16 protein-coding genes are annotated in these 16,751 nt (G+C 42.6%); 6 read left to right on the top strand and 10 right to left on the bottom strand.

Going from position 1 to position 16,751, the window contains the following annotated elements; genetic code table 11:
- The first annotated feature begins 92 nt into the window (after positions 1-92).
- The 3 genes from ACXAER_RS05740 to galU all read left to right on the top strand — a co-directional run bounded on the left by ACXAER_RS05740 (position 93) and on the right by galU (position 3,037).
- Entirely contained in the window at positions 93-980 is an 888-nt protein-coding gene (locus tag ACXAER_RS05740) for a glycosyltransferase (protein WP_474827423.1), read from the top strand.
- Positions 977-1,849: a glycosyltransferase family 2 protein gene (locus ACXAER_RS05735; RefSeq protein ID WP_474827421.1), complete on the top strand. Its 873-nt coding sequence runs from the start codon at positions 977-979 to the stop codon at positions 1,847-1,849. Before ACXAER_RS05740 ends, ACXAER_RS05735 begins: the two co-directional genes overlap by 4 nt.
- A gap of 294 nt (positions 1,850-2,143) precedes the next feature.
- Complete coding sequence (gene galU, locus ACXAER_RS05730; protein ID WP_474827419.1) at positions 2,144-3,037, top strand: UTP--glucose-1-phosphate uridylyltransferase GalU; 894 nt, start codon at positions 2,144-2,146, stop codon at positions 3,035-3,037.
- Between the two features lie 131 nt (positions 3,038-3,168).
- Here the strand turns inward: galU and ACXAER_RS05725 are convergent, their stop codons facing one another.
- The 7 genes from ACXAER_RS05725 to queF all read right to left on the bottom strand — a co-directional run bounded on the left by ACXAER_RS05725 (position 3,169) and on the right by queF (position 11,276).
- Positions 3,169-3,480: a ComEA family DNA-binding protein gene (locus tag ACXAER_RS05725; protein ID WP_474827417.1), complete on the bottom strand. Its 312-nt coding sequence runs from the start codon at positions 3,478-3,480 to the stop codon at positions 3,169-3,171.
- Positions 3,481-3,819: 339 nt separating this feature from the next.
- Positions 3,820-4,827, bottom strand: coding sequence for an isocitrate dehydrogenase (locus ACXAER_RS05720; protein WP_012517475.1), 1,008 nt, complete (start codon positions 4,825-4,827; stop codon positions 3,820-3,822).
- 391 nt (positions 4,828-5,218) lie between these two features.
- Positions 5,219-6,829, bottom strand: a complete 1,611-nt coding sequence (locus ACXAER_RS05715) for a histidine kinase (protein ID WP_474827415.1) — start codon at positions 6,827-6,829, stop codon at positions 5,219-5,221.
- An 11-nt stretch (positions 6,830-6,840) separates the two neighbouring features.
- Positions 6,841-7,215 carry a DUF3192 domain-containing protein gene (locus ACXAER_RS05710; protein ID WP_269918820.1) on the bottom strand — a complete coding sequence of 125 codons (375 nt, stop codon included), beginning with the start codon at positions 7,213-7,215 and terminating at the stop codon, positions 6,841-6,843.
- A 197-nt stretch (positions 7,216-7,412) separates the two neighbouring features.
- On the bottom strand, positions 7,413-8,774 hold the full coding sequence (gene ppnN, locus ACXAER_RS05705) for a nucleotide 5'-monophosphate nucleosidase PpnN (protein WP_474827413.1): 1,362 nt from the start codon (positions 8,772-8,774) through the stop codon (positions 7,413-7,415).
- A gap of 10 nt (positions 8,775-8,784) precedes the next feature.
- Positions 8,785-10,341, bottom strand: a complete 1,557-nt coding sequence (locus ACXAER_RS05700; RefSeq protein WP_474827411.1) for a GGDEF domain-containing protein — start codon at positions 10,339-10,341, stop codon at positions 8,785-8,787.
- 74 nt (positions 10,342-10,415) lie between these two features.
- A complete protein-coding gene (queF, locus tag ACXAER_RS05695; RefSeq protein ID WP_474827409.1) occupies positions 10,416-11,276 on the bottom strand; it encodes an NADPH-dependent 7-cyano-7-deazaguanine reductase QueF in 861 nt (286 codons plus the stop codon).
- 162 nt (positions 11,277-11,438) lie between these two features.
- On the opposite strand from queF, the gene syd reads away from it, so the two are divergent.
- A complete protein-coding gene (gene syd, locus ACXAER_RS05690) occupies positions 11,439-11,981 on the top strand; it encodes a SecY-interacting protein (RefSeq protein WP_474827407.1) in 543 nt (180 codons plus the stop codon).
- Between the two features lie 62 nt (positions 11,982-12,043).
- Here syd and ACXAER_RS05685 read toward each other — a convergent pair whose 3' ends face one another.
- The gene (locus tag ACXAER_RS05685; protein ID WP_474827405.1) at positions 12,044-12,355 is read right to left on the bottom strand and encodes a hypothetical protein; all 312 of its coding nucleotides are present in this window, start codon (positions 12,353-12,355) and stop codon (positions 12,044-12,046) included.
- Between the two features lie 373 nt (positions 12,356-12,728).
- On the opposite strand from ACXAER_RS05685, the gene ACXAER_RS05680 reads away from it, so the two are divergent.
- Both ACXAER_RS05680 and ACXAER_RS05675 read left to right on the top strand, forming a co-directional pair.
- Positions 12,729-13,094, top strand: coding sequence for a DUF3192 domain-containing protein (locus ACXAER_RS05680; protein ID WP_179982590.1), 366 nt, complete (start codon positions 12,729-12,731; stop codon positions 13,092-13,094).
- Between the two features lie 226 nt (positions 13,095-13,320).
- Entirely contained in the window at positions 13,321-13,968 is a 648-nt protein-coding gene (locus ACXAER_RS05675; RefSeq protein WP_474827403.1) for a GNAT family N-acetyltransferase, read from the top strand.
- A 1,028-nt stretch (positions 13,969-14,996) separates the two neighbouring features.
- Here the strand turns inward: ACXAER_RS05675 and arsB are convergent.
- Positions 14,997-16,037, bottom strand: a complete 1,041-nt coding sequence (arsB, locus tag ACXAER_RS05670; protein ID WP_474827402.1) for an ACR3 family arsenite efflux transporter — start codon at positions 16,035-16,037, stop codon at positions 14,997-14,999.
- A gap of 23 nt (positions 16,038-16,060) precedes the next feature.
- Entirely contained in the window at positions 16,061-16,744 is a 684-nt protein-coding gene (gene arsH, locus ACXAER_RS05665) for an arsenical resistance protein ArsH (protein ID WP_474830516.1), read from the bottom strand.
- Between the last annotated feature and the right edge of the window lie 7 nt (positions 16,745-16,751).

Below are 16,751 nucleotides of genomic sequence, written 5' to 3'. Positions count from 1 at the left end.
GTTGCATGAAATCTCTGTAACATACCGTCGAAAAAGAAGCGCGTAAAAGCGCTTTTATTTTCTTTGTTATTCTTTTAGCTGGTAAAAAATTCTTGATAAATCAATTCTCTGTCATTCACAACGAAAATAAAAAAAAGCATGTTGAATCGATTGTCGCCATGGCCGTTTACCAGGCGGACAATGCGAGATGGCTTCAAGAATCGATTGAAAGCATAACAAAGCAAACCTATTCGGATTTTCTTTTCATAATTGTTATTGATGGGCCGGTACCTAAGCCTATAACTCAAGTGCTTCAAAGCGCAGCCGAAAACGACGATAGAATCGTTCTAGCACAAAATAGCCACAATATTGGTCTTGCAAGCAGTATGAATTCTGCCATCGATTTTGGTTTGCAGTTTAACCCCTCCTATTTTGTAAGAATGGATGCAGACGATATCTCCGAAGCTCACCGCTTGTTGCGTCAAATTACTTACCTAAATCGGCATAGCAACATATCCGTACTCGGTTCAGCGCTTACTGAAATTAACGAAAGCGGGAAAAAAGTCGGAGCGCGGGTAATGCCAGCGTCGCACAAACAAATAACCCGAATACTACCTAGGCGTTGCTCGCTTAATCATCCTACGGTGGTGATCCGATATAGCGTGTTTCATGATGGCCACAGATACAATGGCGACCTACTCAACACGCAAGATTATTTTTTCTGGATTTTGCTAGCTTCACAAGGTTATATCTTCAGAAACCTAAAGGATCGATTATTAAAGTTTAGAAGAGTAAATAACTTCTATAAGCGTCGCGGACTAAGCAAATCTCTCAACGAATTTAAAGCGCGCATCTTTGCGATCACCAAATTAAAACAGTTTTCACCCTATAACTTTTTTTATGCTTGCGGTGTCCTATCATTGCGCTTAATGCCAGGAAAAGTGGTTAAACTGGCATACAAGCTCGACAGACATTTGTTAGAGAGGTTTGGTAAGCATTGAAAACAGGGATTGTCGTAATACTTTATAACCCCGATATTGGGCACCTTACTAATGTGATTCAGGCTTTTTCGGCGCCAGAATGGGATTTAGTGCTAGTTGATAATTCTGCCAATGCTGATGAGCGTTTGAATACATCTCTCTGCACTTACATTCATTGTGGAATTAATCTGGGTATTGCTAAAGCTCAAAATATAGGTTTGGAAAAGCTTTTTGATAAAGGTGTTGAATACGCTTTCCTACTCGACCAAGATAGCCAGTTTACACCTACCATTGCCAATGAATTATTACGCCAATTTACTAGTTTGGAGCAAGAAGCGCCTATCGCAGCTATAGGTCCTTCTATTTACTGTCAATTTTCTGATTGTGTTGATCAGGGTGTGCTTCAAAAAGGTAAAAAGATCTCCGATAGCTTGAAGGAAGTGAAACAAATTATTGCCTCAGGCATGCTTATCTCTCGTCGTGCTTTTGAGAGAGTGGGTGGAAAAGAAGAGGCGCTTTTCATTGATGGTGTTGATCATGAATGGTGCTGGCGAGCTCGAGCAAAAGGTATGGTCATTTATCAGTCGTTGAGCGCTTGTATGCCTCATCGGCAAGGCGACGATAGAGTGAAAGTGTGTGGTGTAATGTTTAAGCAAGGTGCTCCTATCAGACTCTACTATCAGTTTCGCAACGTGCTTATTCTTGCCCGTCGTAGCTACGTTCCGCTTTATTGGAAGCTTCGTCATGTTTGTGCAATACCCGTAAGGTATCTTGTTAACCGATTTTGCTTTGGGCAAGGAAATGCGAGAGGGCAGTACATGCGCCATGGGTTAAAAGATGGTCTTAAGCGCCACGGCGGCCCTTTTCAATCTAACAAGTGTTTTAAATAAGCGTCGCTAATCAGCTACTTTTAACTAAAAGGTATGCTGTAAGGTAAAAATTTACTCACTGCACTTTCACTGTATTGGTGCATTAGATATTATTTATCCCAAATTTTGTGCATTAATGAGTGAAAAATAACCGTAATGCCCATTTTCAAGACGCAAGTGCTCTAAAAGGGTAATTGGAACATCGATTGCATTACTCTTTTGTATAATAGCGAATATAGATAAGCTTAAGAAGTAAATGACGGCAAGGCGCCGACTTGAGCGAGTAACTAGGATTTTAAAAAAGGATATTAACTTATGAGTCAGGTGAAAAAAGCGGTAATTCCTGTAGCAGGTCTTGGGACGAGAATGCTTCCAGCAACGAAAGCTATCCCTAAAGAGATGTTACCTGTGGTTGATAAGCCACTAATTCAATACGTTGTTAGTGAATGTGTTGCGGCAGGTGTAAAGGAAATTATTCTAGTAACTCACGCTAGTAAGAACAGCATTGAAAACCACTTTGATACTTCATTTGAACTTGAAGCAACGCTTGAAAAACGTGTTAAGCGTCAACTTTTAGAAGAAGTTCAGTCAATTTGTCCGAAAGACGTAACTATCATGCATATTCGTCAAGGCGTAGCTAACGGTTTAGGTCACGCTGTATTGTGCGCTCGCCCGTTAATCGGTGATGCTCCTTTTGCTGTAGTTCTTCCTGACGTGATAATTGACGATGTGGCAAGTGATCCTAAAAAGGATAACCTTGCTGATATGGTAGCTAAATTCAATACCAGCCGTGTAAGCCAAGTTATGGTTGAGCAGGTACCAGAAGAAGATATTTCTAAATTTGGTATTGCTGACCTAGACGGCGCAGCTATCGCACCAGGAGATTCAGCTAAAATTCACAAGATGGTTGAGAAGCCTCCTCTTGACGAAGCGCCTTCAGACCTAGCCGTAGTAGGTAGATATGTGCTTTCAGAAAAAATTTGGGATTTGCTAGAGTTTACACCACCAGGTGCGGGCGGCGAAGTTCAACTTACCGATGCTATTGATGCACTGATGAAGCTTGAACAAGTAGATGCTTACTACATGAAAGGTAAGAGCCACGATTGCGGAAGCAAGCTAGGCTACATGAAAGCTAATGTAGAATATGCATTACGCCATCCTTCTTTAGGTGATGAGTTTAAAGAGTACTTAGCGTCTGTAGTGAAATAATAAAGTATTTCGGAAGCTACAAGTAATATAAAAATGCGCCAATATTGGCGCATTTTTTGTTTTTAATCACTCTTTGAACGCAGCTAGACTAACCATTAGATTATCGTTTAGGGGCGTTAAGCTAATATCATTTACTTAACACGCACATGATTTTCTATTTTGCTTAGCATTTTTTCGCCAATGCCTTTTACTTGGGTTAGTTGTGCGACTTCAAGAAAGGGCCCTACTTCCTCTCGATACTTAATTATTGCCTTGGCTTTAGACCGACCGACGCCTGGCAGCGAAATTAACTGCTCCACAGACGCTGAGTTTAAGTCGATGCGCTGCTGTAGGTTTGTTTCTTTATGCTGTGTTTGCTTACTACTTTCTACTTCAGCATGAACCATAGGAGCTTGAATAGCTAGCGCTGATAGAGCGAGTAAGCCAGAGATTAATTTTTTCATCATCTTTCCTTGTAAGTGTTGCTAAGTACGCTACCCAATTTTGAGGCATTACGTCTTAGCTAAATGGTATTAAATTTATGTACCCAGAGTGCACTGACTTTTTCTAGTCTTAGTACTATCGAAAGTAACTCGTCCATAACTATTAGACTCTATTCGATGTAGCGATTAGTAACAAAGCGCAAAGCACTTTAGTGTGTACAAACAAGATAATAGAGGCGGGTTGAAAAAGCGGTAGTCCAGTTTTAGTACAGGTTTTAGTCGGAAAGTGGAAAGTAATGTATAAAAAAACGGGCTAGAAAGCCCGTTTTCAAATAATATCAGTGCTAAAGCACAAAGCGTTTATAGACGGTCAAGAAGCGCTTGGGTAAATTCTGTAGTACCGGCTTCACCACCTAGGTCGCGAGTGGTGCGGTCGCCAGATTCAATAACGTCTTTCAATGCTGCGCGAATTTTCTCTGCTTTATCACCCATGTTTAGGTATTCAAGCATTTGCGCTGCAGCAAGTACTACAGACGTTGGGTTCGCAAGGTTTTTACCCGCGATATCTGGTGCAGAGCCATGAACCGCTTCAAAGATCGCACAGTCTTCACCAATGTTTGCGCCTGGTGCCATACCAAGACCACCAACAAGACCCGCACACAGGTCTGAAAGGATGTCACCGAAAAGGTTAGTGGTTACGATAACGTCAAACTGGTGAGGGTTCATCACAAGCTGCATACAGCAGTTATCTACAATCATCTCAGCAGATTCGATGTCTGGGTAACGCTCGCCAACTTCACGGGCAACTTTTAGGAATAGACCTGACGTCGACTTAAGAATGTTTGCTTTGTGAACCGCTGTTACTTTCTTACGGCCTTCGCGACGTGCTAGCTCATAAGCGAAAGTTACGATTTTCTCAGCGCCGTCACGAGTAATTTTACTCATTGCTTCAGCTTCGTTGCCGTCTTCTGAAACAACTTGCCCAAGACCAGAGTACATACCCTGCGTGTTTTCACGTACAGTGATGATATCAATATCTTCGTAACGTGCTTTTGTGCCCTTAAAAGACATTACCGGGCGTAGGTTAGCGTACAGTTTAAACTGCTTGCGAAGACTAACGTTGATAGACGTAAAGCCTTCACCAACTGGCGTAGTTAGAGGGCCTTTAAGCGCAACTTTATTTTTTGCGATAAGGTCTAGTGTTTCTTGAGGTAGAAGCTCGCCATGTTCTTCCAGTGCAACTAAGCCCGCATCGGCATAGTCATAGGCAAAGTCACAGCCAACCTTATCTAGAATTTTTGTGGTCGCATCGATAATGTCCGGGCCAATGCCGTCACCGCGAATGACTGTAATACGTTGCTGAGTCATGTGGAGGGATCCTCTGGTAATTCTGTTGTCAAAATCGTTAGGTTTATTCAATTTTTGATTTGGCGCGCGAGGTGCCAAGTTCTGCTTGCTTACTTATTATAATTGAAATTGTAGGGAAAAAGGATAAAGCACTGCAAAAGTTGCCGTATTTTATACGATAGCCGGCGCAAGTTATAGCCATTCGTAAAGATAAATTAAGGTGATAGGGCGATAAATTTGTCGTTAGGCACTGATCTAGTTATTAAATAGTGTTGCAGCATGTATAGGGCATTATTTAATAAGTCGCTCACGTAAATTATCACGCGTTTGCTAGAAGGTCGGGATAAATAGGGTGGGCTCTAATAAAGCAATCTTAATTGATTTGAGTGCGGTTAAAAGTTCGTATGCGTAGCTACAGAGAAAGAGGGCAAAAGAGTAGCTGTCCATTGGACTCAAGTGCATTGAAAACATCATTAGGTTGCATATTTAGAATGCTGATGAGCGTTTTCACGTTAATATCATGAAGTAACGAATAGACATCTTGGTGAAATAGACATGCTTTCGCGAGAGCAAAGCTTAATACTAAAATCGCCTGTTCTTTTTGAATCGACTTTGGAACTTCAGTGCTCGCTTTTCCACATTGATGTATTACCGCGCGCCAGGTAGAACTCTGATGCCAACTACCAGCGAGTTCCGACGCTATTGCTAGCCAAGGCGTATCCGACTTCACTTTAAACGCGTTATTAATAGATACGATATTGTCGAGGCGAACAGGCAAGGATTTAGATACTTTGAAACCTGGGAGTGTGAATAGGGGAGTGCAAATAAAAGTCATCGTTAAGGCTGCCGACTGCGGCGTAAACTTCGAATCTACAATTTGTGCAAAGTAGCTAGAAAATGAGCACGCTAGTAAGGTTATTTGCTTACACATTCCCATAAGTGGAAATTGATTTTGCGTTAACCGCTCTAAAAGAGCGAACTGAATAAGCATGTCTCCCACTCGTTCTATACCGTAGGTTAATACAGCCTGTTTTATGCTTTTCACTGGCAGTTGTAACCTGTTGTCTTGACTCGCAGTGAGCATCAAAAAATGATTAAAAGTGGGGACTTTTTCAATTTTTTCACACAGCTGTTCAATCACTACATCTTGCTTTTGCAATTCGTCGATAATGGTAATAAGCGCTTTGGGGGGATGTTGAATAGCGAATGTAGAAGGCAGGTACGGAGTGCCGCCCTGGTTCACTCTGGCATTGGCGGTGTCTGTGTACAGCGCTATGAAATGCTCAAAGGGTATTGATAAAGGCACCGGAGCTTGAATAGCCGATAAAGGAAGCCATTTACCATCTTCGTCATCTTTGCTAAGCGTAAATACATAACCATGATTTTGCTGCACATCTACCAAAACGCCAGGCACACCCTTAGCAAAAACTTTTGCTCCGGGAAGCAAACCTTCGAATAGCTGAATAAGCGGTGCGATATGATGGCGATGATAGGCAGGTAGACGACAAGCTATGTGGGTAAATACCGCTTGGTAATCGTTTTTTTTCGCGTTTGTTGCAAAAACACCAGAGAGAAGACTAAGCCTCTGCGCCAAGTTTAGTCGGTTATCTGCAATAAAGTTAATGTATTTTCCCGTCTGAAAGGCTTTTTGCAATTTTACCGTATCTTGCCAAATGGCCAGATTGTGTTTACGCAAAAAGCGAATAACTTCAGGAATGCTATCTCGTGGTGTTTTAGCGCTTGATAGCCAAAAGGTCGCAAGTAAAGACGCAAGAACGTGCTGTAAATAATGATCGTTGAATCGACACAGCTTGCCAAACAGTGCCAATAGCAAAAGTTGTTGCGTGTCTTTAGGTAAGTCGTTATCGATATGAAGCGTGGCCGCAGCTAAGGCTGGGTTTGCATTAACTAACGTCAATATCCGTTTTGCGTTTTTTAACCAATGATTAATACGCTGCTCGACTGATAACTCAGCTTCGCCTAGATGAACAAGGCGTTTAAGTGTGGAAATGATGCCGGTCACTCCCCATCCTTTTAACTTTTTTGATAGCTAGAGTAAGCCCCTTCACCCCAAGCTATAAGCTTATCGTTTTCGAACAGCAAAGGTGTGCACTCATCTTGCGTAGTCAATCCGTCTGCACGTACGTGCTGGGTTCTAAAAAACATAACCTGAATCGCTGTAGCACCTTGTCGTTTAGCTTCTGTGATGTCAGGCGAACCTAGTAAAGCAAGTACCTCTTCTCGTGTACTACCTAGTTTCAATTTAGTAATTTGAACTCGGTTGTATTCTTCACGGTCTTTCCAATCCATATTTTCAGGTTTATCTGGGTAAAAGGCGATAACCATAAAAACAAACACCGCGTATAACGCGACGCCCGCTAAAATTAGACGAATAACCTTGGTATTCATGACCGTTACTTCTCGTTTTCTATACTCAAATGTTAGTTAGGGTTATTAGCGTCTCAAAGCATGAGCCTTTGACAAGGTATACTGATCGCTCGCAACATTTTTCTGTTTAACACCGCTCTGATCAAGTGTACCTTAAAACGCCTATTAAGCATAAGTAGTAAACGTAAGCAAATGCGTCTCCTTACAATTTTGCTTGCTTAGCCACTTTTCACAACATAACAAGGTTCGTAGGCACTGCCAGGTAGCTTCATCCTGTGTTGTTTTACAAATGATTCTAATAGTGTATCGACTTTTTCCATAAGAGTACTATCGCCGGTAAGCTCGAACTGACCGTGTTTTTTAATTTGTGCGATCCCTTCTGCTTTTACGTTCCCAGCAACGATACCAGAAAATGCTTTTCGTAAATTTGCAGCAAGATCACTTTTACTTTGATCTAGATGAAGCTGTAGTGCTGCCATGCTTTCGTGAGTGGGAATGAAGGGTTGTTGGAAGTCCTGTTCAATTTTAAGTGACCAGTTAAAGCTGAAAGCATCACCCATAGCCCCTCTGAATTTTCTGACTTTTTCGAGGTGTTTACTCATAGTACGGGCGACTTCTTCAGGATCATTCACGATAATTTGATACTTTGACTGGGCCTCTGCGCCCAACGTGGCTCCAACAAAGGTGTCGATGGCTTCAAAATACTCTTCGCTGCCTGCAGGTCCGGTTAATATAAAAGGGAATGGTTGTTGCGCATTGCGCTCATTCATCAATATCCCAAGTAAATAAAGCAGTTCCTCAGCTGTTCCTACACCGCCCGGAAATACAATGATTCCGTGCCCTAATCTCACGAAGGCTTCTAAACGCTTTTCAATATCTGGCATGATAATGAGCTCGTTCACAATCGCATTAGGTGGCTCGGCGGCAATAATACTGGGTTCAGAAATGCCTATATATCGACCTGATTTGTGACGTTGCTTTGCGTGACCTATCGTCGCTCCTTTCATTGGGCCTTTCATTGCGCCCGGTCCGCAGCCAGTACAAATATTCATATCGCGCAGGCCTAACTGATAGCCTACTTCTTTCGTGTATTTATATTCGACTTGATTGATAGAGTGACCGCCCCAGCACACTATAGTATTCACGCTATCGTTACCTTCAAGGGCTTTAGCGTGACGTAGCATGTCAAACACCATATCGGTGATCTCACTTCCGTCAGCGGGCGCTGTCTGATGAAGAAATGCATACTTGTTGCCCATGTAAAGTAAATCACGCAGTACAGCAAACAAGTGTTCATGAACACCGCGAACAAGTTTTTCGTCTACGAATGCGACTTCTGGCGGATTAACAAGTTCGATCTTTACGCCTCGCTCTCGGCGGATGAGTTTAATTTCAAAATTCTCAAAAGGGGCGAAAAGCGCTTCAAAATCGTCTTCATCCACTCCGCTGTTCAATACTGCAAGGCTGCAGTTTCTAAACATGGAGAAGAGCTCGCTATTTGTTGCATCTTGGAGGCGGGATACTTCCACTTGCGAAAGCTGACTCATTGAGCCTACGGGATTAAGCTGAACTTTCTTCATACTTCACACCTTATAAGTCAGTGCTTAAATCAGTTACTACAAGATTGCGGCCGTTTCGCTTCGCTTTGTAGAGGTATTCATCCGCGCGTTCGAAAACCGTTTCAGTTGTGTCTTCTTTACCAAAGCAGGTCGCGCCAAATGATGCAGTAATTTTGACTTTCTCTTGCTTAAATTTAAACGGCATAGCAGCCAGTTTAGTTCTAATTTCATTAAGCTTTTCGTCAATCTCTGTCATCTGCGATTCAGGCAGTAGCATCACGAACTCTTCGCCTCCCCACCGTGCCACAAAGTCTTTTTCAGAAAGGTTCTGTTTCAAAAACTTACTTACCACCTGAAGCGTTTTGTCACCGGCGGCATGACCAAATCGATCGTTAATCGATTTAAAATGATCGATATCGACTACGGCGACAGCAAGTGTTGTCCCAACTTCCTTATAGTTAGCGAAAGCGGCATCCAGTTTCTCGTTATAAGCTTGTCTATTTGGTAAACGAGTGAGCGGGTCGGTACGACTTTGCATCGCTTGTTCAGCCAGCTTCTTTTTATAAACGCTGGTTTGCTGTTGCAATGTATCGATGCGTGACTGCATGGACGATAGCAGTGCCAAAAGTGCTTCTTGCCCTTGTTCATCGTTGTCTTGCTGTTCGCTTAACGTTGCTACAAGTTTTTCTACGCGAAGCTGGGTCTGCTCTTTCAGGGATTCTAATGATTCACTCTCTGAAACAGTTTCTTCAATATAACTAATATGCCGTTTAATCTGCTCTGTACCGGCTTTGCGTTGTTCGAACTGCGCTTGGCTATCTTCTATGGCTATATTTACGTCGTTACTGACTTCACCAAGTGAACGATGAAGGCTCTGTATAACTTTGCCAGTCAGGCTTGCTTCAGACATTGCATCTTGCACAATCATTCGCAAAATAACTACGCAGCTTTTAAGCAACTGGTCTTCACTCATGCCCTCGTCAAGACGTTGCTTGATATCGTTAAGCTGCTGGTCGTTCTGTTTCTTTTGTGCATAAGAAGCGATGAGATGATTGAGTTCAACTAGAATTGAGCGGTAATGTGGGTTGTCGTCTTTTACCGAGCGAGCAGGGACACTTTGCTGTACCTCTGCTGAGCTTCCAACCTCATTAGAAGGTTCAAGCCCTATCATTTCTTTATTCAGCGCAATGCGGTGAAGCGCAATGGCTTTAGCGTAAAGCTTATAGATACTGAAGATATCGCCTACAGGCTGGTTAAGTTTAATTAGCTCTTGTGTAGTAAGGCCTTTCAATTCGTTGTCTTCAAAGACAATTTTCTGCAGCTGTTTCATTGCATCTTCTAGCGTCGAAACGGTGTCAATACTATACTTTCTTAACGTAATTTCTTGACGCTGAAGAGATTTGTTGAGCTTCTCAATACTTACAGCGGCAAGGCTAAAGTTAGGCGTACCTGAAAGATGACCGCGCAGCACTTTGAGTTCGGAATCTATTTTATCGGAAAAGCCCTCATAAAATGCTGAGAGCCTCACGATAAATTGACAAAGAAGCGCGTTGTTTTGTTTTAGGGCTTGTAGTTGTTTTGCTTCCATAATCTCGTCTTTGTTCTAAGTCGCAATTATCGTCGCGATTTAGTTAGCTTTTGTTTGTGTGCTTCATCGCTGTATTACTGACGCGCCTGACGATGGTTAGCATAAGGTGCTTCGAAATTCGAGCGGAAAGGGTTGATGTCTAAGCCTCCGCGCCGGGTATAGCGAGCACAAACTGTTAACTTAGCTGGCTTACAATGCTGCATAATATCGTTGTAAATACGCTCAACGCATTGCTCATGAAATTCATTGTGCTGCCTAAAGCTAATCAGATATTTTAAAAGCCCTTCGTGATCAATGGCTTTTCCTTCATACCTAATTTGAATACTAGCCCAATCTGGCTGACTTGTGATTAAACAATTAGATTTAAGTAAATGAGAAACCAAGGTCTCTTTGGTATCGACATTATTCTCGGTAACCGCTAAAAATTGTGTGTTAGGTGAGTATTGCTCGATTTCCACATCAAGGTTATCTAATAAAATTCCCTCGAATTCCTTAAACTGCAATGCGGTAAACTGTTGAGGAAGAATGAGTTTTACCTGAACCTGCTCCCCTGCACATTTAGATAAATCAGCTTGAAGTACTTTTTTTACGTCTTCTGGTGACGCAAACTTTGATTGATTGAAGCTATTCAGGTAAAGCTTGAACGATTTTGATTCTATGAGGTTTGGGGAAGTAATAGGAACATTACATTCCAAAATGGCCACATTAGGCTTTCCTTTTTCATTAAGCCAAGAAAGTTCATATCCCGTCCAAGTGTCTATCCCGTCAAACGGTAATTCAGAATCGTTAAGGGATAGCGTATCTCGACTTAAACTGCGAGGTACCCCTTGCAATAAGCTTGGGTTGTATTCAAATTCATAGTCAACCTGTTTTCCCAGAGACAGGTCATCAGGTGCGGAGATAATAATTTTTTGAGGCGAATTGTCAGTCGACATAAGAACCTTTCATCTATCTACTTAAAGTGCTAATCGGTGTGCTGCTACAGCTTAATTTTATGAGGGTACGTTATGAACTAGCAGCACAGCCTAAGCAACCCCAGTATTGACTTAACTGTTTAGTTGTATAGTGTACCCCAAAAATACGAGGGTAACGTCAAAATGGCTCTAACAATTCCTGCACAATTAGATAAATTTGTATCATCTTATGTCGAACAAGCTGAAGGTAGGGGATTAAAAATCGCATTTGACAGCGAATGGCCATCGCCTTGCTACAAAAATAGTGCGAATGACGGTGAGCTCGTCAGTTGGGCTCCCGTGCTGCAATCTCCTCCACACTCTTTCGATAATGTTGAAGAAGCACTGACCTTAACGCTCAATCCAGATTATTGTCAGTTTTTCACTCGTTATTACAGTGACAATTTAAAGGCAGTGGCACCTCAAGGTAACTGCGAATTGCTTCAAGTGTTTAATAGCGAAGACTTTGAAAGGCTACAACAGAATTTGGTCGGTCACTTGTTAATGAAGCAAAGGCTCAAACAAGCACCTACGTTGTTTTTCGGGTTAACAGACGAAGAGGATTTTATATTAACGGTCGTCAACGAAAGCGGTGAAGTTGCATTAGAACAAGTAGGAAGAGAGCCTGCTAAAATACTTGCCCCGTCTCTAGCCGTATTTCTTGAGCAACTCACTCCTCGTGCTTGAAAATAGCGCCTTTATATAACCTACCTACAAACACTCACTACTTTCTTTGTTCGCATTAGTGTTTACTGAGCATTCATCAATTTAAGTAATGCCTGTTTTAATTCAGCAACTTCCTTTTCTAATGTTTCCACACGGGTTTGAAGGCTGTCTGGTCGGTGTGTATTTAACGAAGTACTTTGTGCAGATTGGGCTTCTTTGCCGGTGGCGTCGAGCTGAGGCCTATGTGCATTGAATCGTTTAATTGCTTCAATAGCTTCTGTTACTGACACCTTAAATGGGGCTTTAGACCTTAAAATGCCTACCGTTGGCGTTTTGCCTTCCTGATACATTTGAAGACATAAAACGTGCAGTTGCTGTAAGTTCGAATTAGACATAAGAGTAAAATTTTTGTAGATCGCGAATATAGCCAGTGTAGCTTGTTCACATAGTCAAATTCACTAATAAGTTACTGATTTCGCTATTTTTTAGATGTGAAAAAGTTGGCCGTAAGATAAAGTCAATATAAATCAAGAGGATATGCTTTTGGTACTATTCTTGTTTACTTAGTTTTGAATCACGTTTGTTCACACCATTAAGTGGATGAAAAATAAACGGTGCATTGCATTCAGTGTCGATTCACATAGTAAGAGTAATACTCTGCATGGTTATAAGTATCGACAATGTTTGCATTTGTAAGGTTTGCAACTGAAAGGCCATTAGGCTCTTAATTTAAAAATAAAAAACAACACACATATTTAAGGAATTCACATGAAAACGGTTCTTCTTTCTGTAGCTTTAGCATCTTCTGTTTTGCTTTCTGGCTGTGTCGTATCTGTAGGGGGCGGGTCAGATAGCCACTATGGCGCAGATTGGGAAGATAGAGAGTTTAATAACCGCAAACATATCGCAAATCTTGAGACGGGCACGAGCTATGAAAGTGTTTTAAGAAAAATGGGCGTTGCAGACTTTAACGAACTGTTTGAAAAGCAAGACGGAACATATCGCGTACTATATTACCGCACCCAAAAAACAATGGGCGATGGTATAACGACGAAAGATGAGTGTACGCCCCTTGTTTTTAGAAATAGCAGCTTAGTAGGGTGGGGCGATAGCGCATACAGCCTAATGCACTAATTTGTGATTTAGCGAATGTATAGCGATGTAAAAATTGCCGAAAAGTTAAATGTTAATTAAAAGTTAACATGAAAGGGGTTTTCAAGTAGGCTAATGTTTAGACAGTGTGAGTGGGTGATGGCGCGAAGATAAAGTGAGTGCCGTGTTGACCACTTGTTCTTATTTTACCGAACTTTTACCGAGTTTAGTAAAAACAACTAAACAGCTTTGCGTACATGGAGCCCCTATGAACACCGATGCCCACAACAACGCGTTAGCCCCCTTGCAAGACACTGTCAAAGCGATTTACCTTTCAGTCGACGATCTCAAAGTTGCCGCATCTATACTTTACAATGCGTATGTTGATGACCCACTATTCATCGATATCTTTCAGGCGGAAAAAGAAGGTTATGAAAGTCGCTTTCGGTCAGCCATTCGCGAGGAACTTAACGCATTTTGGGTGGCAGAACAGCCCATGATTGGTTTATTTGACGACGATAGATTGATTGCGGTGGCATGCCTTACCGCACCGGATGCGGCTTTTGGTGCAGGGCGTTACTGGCACTGGCGATTGAGAATGCTGCTAACCGCAGGTTTGTTCGGCACCAAACAAATGCTGGAAAAAGAAGAGAAAGTAAGAGCGCTAGTACCTGCAGATAATTTCCATATGCTGAGTTTTATTGCGGTGCATCCTGATTATCAACACCACGGTCTCGGGCATATATTGCTAGGCGCCATCGATAGTGTTGTCGAAGAGGACGACAAAAGCGAAGGCGTTTCGGTATTTGTGACTGTAGATAAACATCGTACGTTTTTTAACGACGATAACTACCAGGTTGTTGGACAACTAAGCCTTTCCCACGTTCAGGGGGAAGTCATGTTCAGACAGAAGTGATACTTTTTTATTCAAAGTAATGCCCCTAACAGAATATCGCCATAAACAGTTCCAATCTTTACGCCAAATTTACTACAGCGTTTGTAAGACATGTCCTACAAATGCTGTGAGTGATCTTACCTAAATTATGAAAGAGTTATTCATACTAAAGTATATAACCCTTGTTTTATAAGGCTTTTTTCTTGTTAGCCAAAAGTCGTACAAAAACTTTTCTTAAATCTCTGTAATTCAATATGGCGGTAATATTTGGAAGGGATACTATGAACATGTCACAAGGAAACACGACGAGTCAGGGATTGAGTCAGAAATTCATTAATGGAATAAATTAGGACAACTTAAGGAAGAGATTCTCACAAGGTTGTGAGTAAAAGGAAGGGACGCAGTAGGGAATTGCGAAACAAGGAAGTGACAAAGGACTGAAGGGAACGAACGGATTTCATGGACGGTAAGTGTGATAGGAATGTCACAGACAGGACGTAGCATGGATAAGGACAAAGCTAGCAGGGAGCTAGTGGCAAGGAGCCAAGGGCAAGGCGGCTTGTAAGGAATTTCTAGTTTGCATGGACGAGCAAACCAAGGATGAAAGAGGGACATGCTAAAGGATTAGGAAAGCTGTAGCAGGATGTGCAGCAAATAAAGGACGAAGGAAGGGAAGGTCAGCGGAGTCTGACATGGACAGCCTCAGGATGAGGAACACTGCATGCAGGATGTGCAGTAACAAAGGAAAAAAGGAAAGGGACCTACGCATGGAAGTGTAGCTCGCACAGGAAGTCGCGAGAGTAGATGGAAAGGGGCGTATACGGATTTTAATCGGGAAGATTTTAGTCGCAAAGGATCGCGGAGAAGGATACTCAAAATTCCAGGAAAAAGGGGAGCCGTCAGGTTCCCCTTTTTTTTGCAATGTTCGTACTCCTTGGTGTGTCACCTTGATGTACAAGCACTATACCTACCCTAAAACGCTGTGATTACGAACATATTAAATCGCGTTGAGTGGGTAAGGATCTATACGGACCGGTATTATATAGCGCTCAGTCAAACCAGTGGCGCGTTTTGTTTGCAAACCACACTAGCGAAAGCATAACGGGCACTTCAACTAATACGCCGACCACAGTGGCAAGTGCTGCGCCGCTGTGCAAACCAAATAGTGAAATGGCTACGGCGACCGCCAGCTCGAAAAAGTTCGATGTACCAATCATACATGCAGGTGCTGCAATATTATGCGGCAGTTTCATACGTTTTGCCGCAAAGTAAGCAATGGCAAAAATACCGTAAGTTTGTATTAGTAGCGGTATTGCAATAAGCACGATGTCTTGCGGCTGCGATAAAATAGTTTCGGCCTGCAGACCAAACAAAATAACAATAGTGAGAAGCAACCCAATTACTGAGAAAGGCTTAAATTTGCTTACTAGTGCGTCAACCGCGTTGTTTCCTAAACCTGTTTTCTGCACGCTGTTGTTTTTGTTTTCCAATTGGCGGCGCGTTACATAACCCGCTACCAGCGGCAATACCACATAGAGTGCTACAGAAAGTAGCAGAGTGTCCCAAGGAACCGTGATGTCTGTCACACCAAGCAGCATGGCGGTAAGCGGTGCAAAGGCAACGACCATAATAAGGTCGTTAATTGATACCTGAACTAAGGTGTAATTAGCATCCCCTTTGGTAAGGTGACTCCACACAAAAACCATGGCAGTGCACGGTGCTACACCCAGTAAGATCATGCCCGCAATGTATTCAGTGGCGGTTTGCGGGTCTACCCAGTCGGCAAAAATGCCTTTAAAGAATAGCCAGCCTAAAAGCGCCATACTGAAAGGTTTGATAAGCCAGTTAACCACAAGCGTTAGCACTAGGCCCTTCGGCTTTTTACCCACATCTTTAATAGAGCCAAAGTCTATTTGTACCATCATTGGGTATATCATTAGCCAAATAAGTACTGCCACTACAAGGTTTACGTGGGCATATTCAAGCGCCGCAATAGACGCAAATACACCCGGCATGGCATAGCCTAGGCCGACCCCTGCAATAATGCAAAGACCTACCCACACTGATAAATAACGTTCAAAGAAACCCATCTCTACTCACCTTTGTCTTAATTTTACAACGATTTTTGATTAACGCGCTTGCTCACTTCGTCTGCGCTTTCAACGCGCTCAGAATAGCGATCAACTAAAAAGTCTTTGTTGTCGCGGGTAAGCAATGTGAATTTCACCAGTTCTTCAACTACGTCTACAATTCGGTTGTAGTAAGGTGATGGTTTCATGCGACCATCGTCTTCAAATTCTAGAAACGCTTTTGCAACAGAAGACTGGTTAGGGATGGTTAACATGCGCATCCAGCGGCCTAAAATGCGCATCTGGTTTACCGCATTAAACGATTGTGAACCGCCTGATACCTGCATAATGGCCAGCGTTTTCCCTTGAGTAGGGCGCACGCCACCAAGGCTAAGCGGTACCCAGTCGATCATGCTTTTCATGATGCCGGTCATGCTACCGTGACGCTCTGGCGAACACCAAATTTGGCCTTCAGACCACAACATAAGCTCGCGCAGTTCTTTAACTTTTGGGTGTGACTCATCTTCAGTATCAGGCTGCGGCAAACCGCGCGGGTCAAAAATTTTGGCCTCTGCACCAAAGTATTCAAGCAATCGGGCTGATTCTTCTATAACTAGGCGGCTATAAGAGCGTTCTCTAAGTGAGCCGTAAAGCAATAAAATGCGCGGCTTGTGGTCTGAAAACCTTGCTGCAAAGTTAGCCATAATGGGTTTGTGCATTTGCTCCATTACCGCG

This window comes from Alteromonas sp. AWJ4_199 (assembly GCF_056159165.1).
This window is presented reverse-complemented; position numbering and strand designations above follow the sequence as displayed.

Coding starts and splice junctions, on each gene's coding strand:
- ACXAER_RS05680 (WP_179982590.1), top strand. CDS start 12,729: ATGAAAACGGTTCTTCTTTCTGTAGCTTTAGCATCTTCTGTTTTGCTT.
- ACXAER_RS05710 (WP_269918820.1), bottom strand. CDS start 7,215: ATGAATACCAAGGTTATTCGTCTAATTTTAGCGGGCGTCGCGTTATAC.
- galU (WP_474827419.1), top strand. CDS start 2,144: ATGAGTCAGGTGAAAAAAGCGGTAATTCCTGTAGCAGGTCTTGGGACG.
- syd (WP_474827407.1), top strand. CDS start 11,439: ATGGCTCTAACAATTCCTGCACAATTAGATAAATTTGTATCATCTTAT.
- ACXAER_RS05725 (WP_474827417.1), bottom strand. CDS start 3,480: ATGAAAAAATTAATCTCTGGCTTACTCGCTCTATCAGCGCTAGCTATT.
- queF (WP_474827409.1), bottom strand. CDS start 11,276: ATGTCGACTGACAATTCGCCTCAAAAAATTATTATCTCCGCACCTGAT.
- ACXAER_RS05685 (WP_474827405.1), bottom strand. CDS start 12,355: ATGTCTAATTCGAACTTACAGCAACTGCACGTTTTATGTCTTCAAATG.
- ACXAER_RS05700 (WP_474827411.1), bottom strand. CDS start 10,341: ATGGAAGCAAAACAACTACAAGCCCTAAAACAAAACAACGCGCTTCTT.
- arsH (WP_474830516.1), bottom strand. CDS start 16,744: ATGGAGCAAATGCACAAACCCATTATGGCTAACTTTGCAGCAAGGTTT.
- ACXAER_RS05675 (WP_474827403.1), top strand. CDS start 13,321: ATGAACACCGATGCCCACAACAACGCGTTAGCCCCCTTGCAAGACACT.
- ppnN (WP_474827413.1), bottom strand. CDS start 8,774: ATGAAGAAAGTTCAGCTTAATCCCGTAGGCTCAATGAGTCAGCTTTCG.
- ACXAER_RS05720 (WP_012517475.1), bottom strand. CDS start 4,827: ATGACTCAGCAACGTATTACAGTCATTCGCGGTGACGGCATTGGCCCG.
- arsB (WP_474827402.1), bottom strand. CDS start 16,037: ATGGGTTTCTTTGAACGTTATTTATCAGTGTGGGTAGGTCTTTGCATT.